This window comes from uncultured Caballeronia sp., from assembly GCF_964243625.1.
Taxonomy (GTDB): Bacteria; Pseudomonadota; Gammaproteobacteria; order Burkholderiales; family Burkholderiaceae; genus Caballeronia.
Map to the genome: position 1 here is coordinate 1 of NZ_CAXTGZ010000358.1, position 6406 is coordinate 6406.

Here is a 6406-nt window from a genome sequence, read left to right on the forward strand (position 1 = left end):
CGCTGTTTGACGTGCGTGACGAAGCCATCTGAGTCCGATCTCCAGATTAAAGGGAACTACGTAAAAGGCGGTAAAGCGCGTCAGGCAGTCGCGGCGCGCAGTCCAAGCAAGCGGTCGACAAGCGGTTCGAGATCAAGCGTGTTCACACGCCTGACGGTATCGATACAACTCGCCGGCAACGCGTCATAACCCGCACACGCGCCGAGGATTGCGCCGAGCATGGCCGCAATGGTGTCGGTGTCGCCACCGAGGCTCGCCGCCCTGCCCAACGATGATTCGATGCTGTTGCCGCGCCGCTCGGCATCGAAGGCGAGCGCGAACGTCGCGACCACCGATTCCTGCGATGCCACCGACGTGCCGATCACGTCGTACAGCACATTGACGATTTCATCTTCTGCGCTTCGATGCATCAGTTCGCGCGCCTGGCGAATGCGCGGCGCAATGCGTCCGCCCGCAACCCAGAAGCCGCGCGTTTCGGCGGCTTGCGCCATCGCGATGCCGGCTTCAAGCGCTTCGCCCAGAGTCGCGCCATTGAGCCCGGCCGATACCGCCGCCGCCACCGCCGCCGCGCTCGATATGCCAAGCGTGGTGTTATGCGTGACGACGCAAGACTGCACGACTGCATCGATAAACCGTTCCTGCCGGCGCAGATCGAACGCGATGCCGACCGGCGTCACGCGCATGGCCGCGCCGTTCGTGGTGCCAAAACGTCCCGTGCGCAACGGATCTTCACCCGCGGTGATGCGTTCGATAGCCTGTTTCGTCGATGGCCCGAGCAGGTCCAGCGAACCGCGCGCCTTCATCGACGCTTCCCATTCAATCAACGCGTGCGCGAACGCGAGGGGTTCGATCGTGCCGTTGTTATCGGCGAGAAGATGCGCAACGAGAATGGCCTGCTCGGTGTCGTCGGTGATCGAACCCGCCGGCATGTCCGGTGCGATCGGCTGATCGGGAAACGCGCTCTCAAGCTTGTCGATACGGCCGAACTGCTCGACGATCCGTTCGCGGCTGAGCGATTGCGTCGGCATGCCGAACGCGTCGCCCAATGCCAGTCCATAGAACGCGCCCCGGGCGCGATCGGTCAATGTGGGGTGAGTCGAATGCAAAGACGAAGACATCAGAATTCCAGGTGTAGTGCAAAAAAAGCCGGGTCCAGCAAGCTCACGACATACTCGATAATGCGGTCCTCCCGATCACGCGTGAGCCGCCGCGAACGCAGGAACGATGTGCCCGCGCGACGCTTGAGCAGGCGTGCATCGGCAGCTTCCAGGCCAGTTACTTCCGCCCACTGCTCGCCGTGATGCGGCACCATGCCATGCTCGATCAGCGTCCGGTTCAGCGACCCGCCCACGAGACCTTCGAGCGGCAGCGCCGCGAGGTCATCGTTGAAAGGCAGACGGCTGCGTTCCAGCGAAATACATAGCCCTTCGGCGCCCATCACCCGCATCCGGTCGATGGCGACAAACGTGCTGCGCTCAAGCTTCAGTTCCTGCGCGAGCGTCTCGTCTTCAACCAGCGCGATCTGCAGCAAACGCGTTTGCGCGCCGCCTGCTTTTTCTATCGCGGTGGTCCAGCCGAGCGTGCCGTCGATGTTCTGCCCGTTGAACGTCACGAAAGAACCGATACCGCCCTTGCGTGTAATCAATCCGCCATTGGTCAGGAGATCGAGTCCCTTGCGAACCGTGTTGCGACTGACCGCGAACCGCTCGACCAGTTCGTTCTCGCTTTCCAGTTGCTGCCCATAAGGCAGGCGTCCCGTCAAAATCTCCTGCTCGATCGTGGCGGCGACCATATGCGCCTTCGAACGCCCGACCTCCGCCGCTTTTACTGCTCGTTTTGCCATTTGCCACCCCTGTGCTCATCAGGAACCGGACCGTCCGGTCCCTGCAAAAGCACAAGTATGCACATGTTTCTCTTAAAATCGTTGCACGATGCCCAACTGGAAGCCACGCGCGTCGGCGCCGTTGTACGCAAGCGGCAAGCCGGCATTTGCCGAACCCGCCAGCCGGTACGCCGCCTGCCCGCGGTTTTGCAGGAACGACAACGCGCTGTAGATGTTGGTCCGCTTCGACAACGAATACGTATAGAGCGCGGAGATCTGGCTGGCGTTATTGCCCTGCCCGGTTTCATCGTGGAGATAGGTGTAGCCCGCGGCCAATGCACTCGAAGGCGTGAACTGATAGAGCGCCGATGCGCCATAAACATTCACGTCAAGGTTGATGTCGCGCCACTTCGAGCCGCTCCATCCGGCGAACAGCGTGGTCTTGCCGATTTGATACGAAAGACCCGCTTCCTCGGTTCTGTCGGTCGCGGTGCCGTCCGCGCTCTTGACCGCCTGCGCCGCGAAAACCGCGCCGACCGGACCATGCGTGTAAGTCACGTCGGCCTGGTAACTGGAGCCTGCGGAGCGCACGCCGCCGGCATCGCCAAAACCCGAATAGAGGCTGAATTGCAGGCCGCCCATCACCGGCGACGTGTACGACACCGTATTGCTCGTGCGCACCGTGAACGTCATCAAGTTGCTGAAGCCGGATGCCTGCGTGGCCGCGCCGAATGCGTCGAGACCGCCTTGATCGTTGAAGATCGGCGAGTTCTGGCGGCCCGCGCGCACCTCACCCCATCCGCCTGAAATGCCCACCCACGCCTGCCGGTTGAACATGCTTCCCGGCGATGCGAAGGTGCCATCGTTCGGATTGAAACCATTCTGCAAATCGAAATTGATGTGGTTGCCGCCGCCAATGTCCTCGGTGCCGCGCAAGCCGACGCGGCTCGCCCATTGTCCCGACGAACCGACCGCGCCCGTATAACCGCTGCCCGTGTTCACCACCTGCACGAACTCATCGACGATGCCATACAACGTGACGCTCGATTGCGCCTTCGCCGCCGGGGCGAGACAGATCAGGACCAGTGCGGCCGGAATGCGGATGTTCATGGCGGGCGACGTGAATTGAGACGATGAATAAGCAGGCCGCAAGTCGCGGCGACTTGTTCCTTTCCTGCACCTTTAAAAAGTACATGTAGGAACATGTACGGAATTTAAGACGACATATTGAACTGGTCAAGCGGGAATTAATGAGGGGAAACCCTTGGGGGAATGGAGGGACTGAACGGCGGGGAATGTAGCGGAAAACGGGCCGCATCAGAGTGCGGCCCGTGTGATGCGTGGAATCAGCCGGCGTCGCCGTCGCTGATCAGGGTTTGTGCGCCACGGAGGTGATCGACGAGATAACGCAACAGCGCGGCGATGTCGCCGAACTCGACGAAGCCGGGTGTTACGCCGTCGTCGAACAGCGGCGAGCCGTTCAGCTTGTCCGAGACCGCCAGACCGTTGAACGATGCAACCGGAATGCGTTCGCCCGACTCGATGCGAAACGTGTTGCCGCTGGTGGCGGCATCGCGAAGACGCATCAGGAACTGGACTTCAGGCGTTCTAAGTTCGGAGAAGTCGTGCGCTTCGAAAAAATCGGCGACCGCGAGAATTGCGTTCGTGCCCGCTACCCGCAGCACCACGGACAAGCGTTGCGGGTCCTGATGGAACGCCGCCCACGATTGCGCCACGCCCAGCGCCTCACCTTCAACACCGGGCGTACCGTCTTCCATGTGCGTCTGCGGCTCGGAACGTGAACGCTTGCGCCTGAGCAAGGTGTTGGCCGCAGCGAGATCGGGCGGCGTCTTGTCCTTGTCGATCCAGCTTCCCACCGTGCTCGCATACAGCACGAGCGCGAGCAACTGCTCCTCGATCAACGCGATGCCCAGCTCGACCGGGTCCATGCCGTTTTTCCTGACCATATTCGTCTCCTGTCTCCTGTTCGTGCATTTGCGCTGCGGATTCATGATGCGATGACATCAAATCTTTTCAGCTTTTCAGATCCGCGGGGACCTGACCGCCGTTGTCGGCAAGCTTTTGCATGACTTGTTTGTGCAACCATATATTCATCGCAGCACTGTCTTCGGTGCTTCCTGGATAGTTGAGTTCGGCGGCGAGTTCCTTGCGGGCATCCAGCGAACTGTCCAGATCGAGCAGCTTCAGCAAATCCACAATCGATGAACGCCAGTTCAATTGCGTGTTGACGCCCCCTTGCCGCTCGATCAGTACGGCTTCGACATCGACCGGCGGCAGCGCGGCAACCGGAGGCTGGACGTTGCTCGCCGCGACGGTCGATCCGCTTGAGGGATCAGCATTCGGCGATGGCGGCGCAGCGGGCGCGGTCGCGCCCGCCGACGCTGTATTCGCCGGATGATCTTGCGGAAATATCTTGTTGAGGATGTTGGTAAAAGTGCTCAAGACGTCTCTCCGGCAGGTCTTTGATTGCAAGCTCCTGCATCACATGCGCAACCTTCGTTCCACAGTCGGCACGCGCGCCAATTCACGCAGGCGTTCAACACCGTCGCTCATCAATAGCGTGTTTTGTGTGCCATCCCTGAATCGCAGCGATACCGTCTCAGCTTGCTCATCGCGCTTGCCTACCGTCAGAAAAACCGGGACGCGCTGCTCGCGTGCATCGACGACCTTCCGTTCGAGGCGCTCGGGCCTGTCATCGAACATGACTCGCAGGCCCGCGTCCTCCAGCGCGTTCGTCACCCGCTGACCGTATGCGATGCTGGCCTCTGAAACCGTCGCCACCGCGACCTGATCCGGCGCGAGCCACAGCGGCAACCAGCCTTCGTGATGTTCAAGCAGCATCGCAATGAACCGCTCCATGCTGCCGAGTACCGCGTGGTGAATCATCACTGGACGTATGTGTTCATCGTGGTCATTCACGAAGTTCGCATCGAGTCGATCGGGCAGCACGAAATCAAGCTGGATCGTGCCGCATTGCCAGTTGCGGCCACGACTGTCGACAAGATGGAACTCGAGCTTTGGACCGTAGAACGCGCCTTCGCCTGGACGTAGCTCGAAGTCCAGGCCGGCGGCAGCCGCGGCCTTTGCAAGCGATGCTTCCGCGCGATCCCAGACGTCATCCGCGCCCGCGCGCTGCTCGGGCCGCGTTGCGAGCATGACGTTGAACGTGGAGAAGCCGAGATCCGCGTAGACCACACGAAGCAGATCGCAGAACCTTCGTACTTCGGCTTCTATCTGATCCTCGGCGCAGAAGACGTGCGCGTCGTCCTGCGTAAAGGCGCGCGTGCGCTTCAGGCCTTCGAGCGAACCGGACGGTTCGTCGCGATGACATGCGCCGAACTCGCTGTATCGAATCGGCAGATCACGGTAAGAGCGAATACGCTGCTTGAAAATCTGCACATGACAGGGACAGCTCATGGGCTTGAGACAATACGCGCGGTGCTCTTCGGCGTCGCTGAGCGAGTACATGCCCGACTGGAATTTGTCCCAATGCCCGCTGCGCTCCCAGAGCGAACGCGCGAGGAGTTGCGGCGTGCGCACTTCGCGAAACCCCGCGCTACGCATTCGACGCCGCATGTAACCCTCGATCACGCGATACAACGCCCACCCGCGCGGATGCCAGAACACCATGCCGGGCCCATCGTCCTGTTGATGGAAAAGATCCAGCTTGCTACCCAATTGACGATGATCGATATCGTTCATGACGCACTCCGTTTCGTGGTTGATCTTTGAAACCGGAACGGAGGGGCGAAGGGCCGCACAACGCAAAAGGCCCCGACCGTTTCCGGCGGGGCCTTCTGGAATCGCACATTCAAGCTTTAATACGCGCGACCTCCAGACGACCCGCCTGTGCAGGTGGTCGTGGTGGTCGCGGTCGTAAGGGCGAAGAGATGCGAGTTCATGAGACAAACAATAAATGGCTTAAGGGTTTGCCGTCAACATCAATATTGCATTGCAATCTCAGACGAACGTGGTCACCGGCGCGACCGCCGCCGGATCGCTGATACTCGTGCGGCCGTTCTCGACGTGCCCGGCAAGACGGCGCACGAACGAAGCGTCGTCGTTACTGGTGATGCTCAGGTCGTACCAGTGATGGCTTGCCGCTAGAATCCACGGCTCTTCGATCGAACCGAGCGGCGGCACGATCACATGTCGCGGTTGCGCGCCGTAGGCGTTGTCGATCACCGATAACTTCGCGAAGCCTCCCCCCTTGCTCGAGAACTTCAGGAACACGTTGCCGTTCGCCACGTCGTACTGCGCGACAACTTCCGGATGAGCCGGTTTGTTGAACAAACCGCCGCCCTTCGACTGCGCTGCATTGCCCGCGAACTCGCGCACGAAACCGTTGGGTCCGTACACCGTGAATGCATAGACGCCTGCAGTCGTGCTGAGATCGAACGTTTCACGCAACGTCTTGCCGGCCTCGACCGTATAGCGCCACGGGCCATCGGTGCGGTTCGCGGAGTACACGTAGAAGTGCGCGCCTTGCGAACCCGTATTGGAGAATTGCAGCGCGAACTGCTTGCGATCTGCGTCTACCTGACTGTTCACGTGCAACTCATA

At 60.7% G+C, this 6406-nt stretch carries 7 protein-coding genes; all 7 read right to left on the reverse strand.

Translation table 11 applies throughout. From position 1 onward, the window contains the following. Positions 1–80: 80 nt before the first annotated feature. The gene (locus tag ACFFAR_RS21560; RefSeq protein WP_174363739.1) at positions 81–1118 is read right to left on the reverse strand and encodes an ADP-ribosylglycohydrolase family protein; all 1038 of its coding nucleotides are present in this window, start codon (positions 1116–1118) and stop codon (positions 81–83) included. After that, on the reverse strand, positions 1118–1843 hold the full coding sequence (locus ACFFAR_RS21565) for a GntR family transcriptional regulator (protein WP_174363738.1): 726 nt from the start codon (positions 1841–1843) through the stop codon (positions 1118–1120). The genes ACFFAR_RS21560 and ACFFAR_RS21565 overlap by 1 nt, the downstream gene beginning before the upstream one ends. Before the next feature lie 72 nt (positions 1844–1915). Continuing rightward, entirely contained in the window at positions 1916–2932 is a 1017-nt protein-coding gene (locus tag ACFFAR_RS21570) for a porin (protein WP_062002130.1), read from the reverse strand. Positions 2933–3168: 236 nt separating this feature from the next. Next, positions 3169–3789 carry a hypothetical protein gene (locus tag ACFFAR_RS21575; protein ID WP_174363737.1) on the reverse strand — a complete coding sequence of 207 codons (621 nt, stop codon included), beginning with the start codon at positions 3787–3789 and terminating at the stop codon, positions 3169–3171. Positions 3790–3856: 67 nt separating this feature from the next. Then, positions 3857–4285 carry a DUF3597 family protein gene (locus tag ACFFAR_RS21580; protein ID WP_174363736.1) on the reverse strand — a complete coding sequence of 143 codons (429 nt, stop codon included), beginning with the start codon at positions 4283–4285 and terminating at the stop codon, positions 3857–3859. Between the two features lie 39 nt (positions 4286–4324). Next, complete coding sequence (thrS, locus tag ACFFAR_RS21585; protein ID WP_375508432.1) at positions 4325–5545, reverse strand: threonine--tRNA ligase; 1221 nt, start codon at positions 5543–5545, stop codon at positions 4325–4327. Between the two features lie 258 nt (positions 5546–5803). After that, positions 5804–6406: phospholipase domain-containing protein (locus ACFFAR_RS21590; protein ID WP_375508433.1), on the reverse strand; the 603-nt coding region annotated here is incomplete at its 5' end.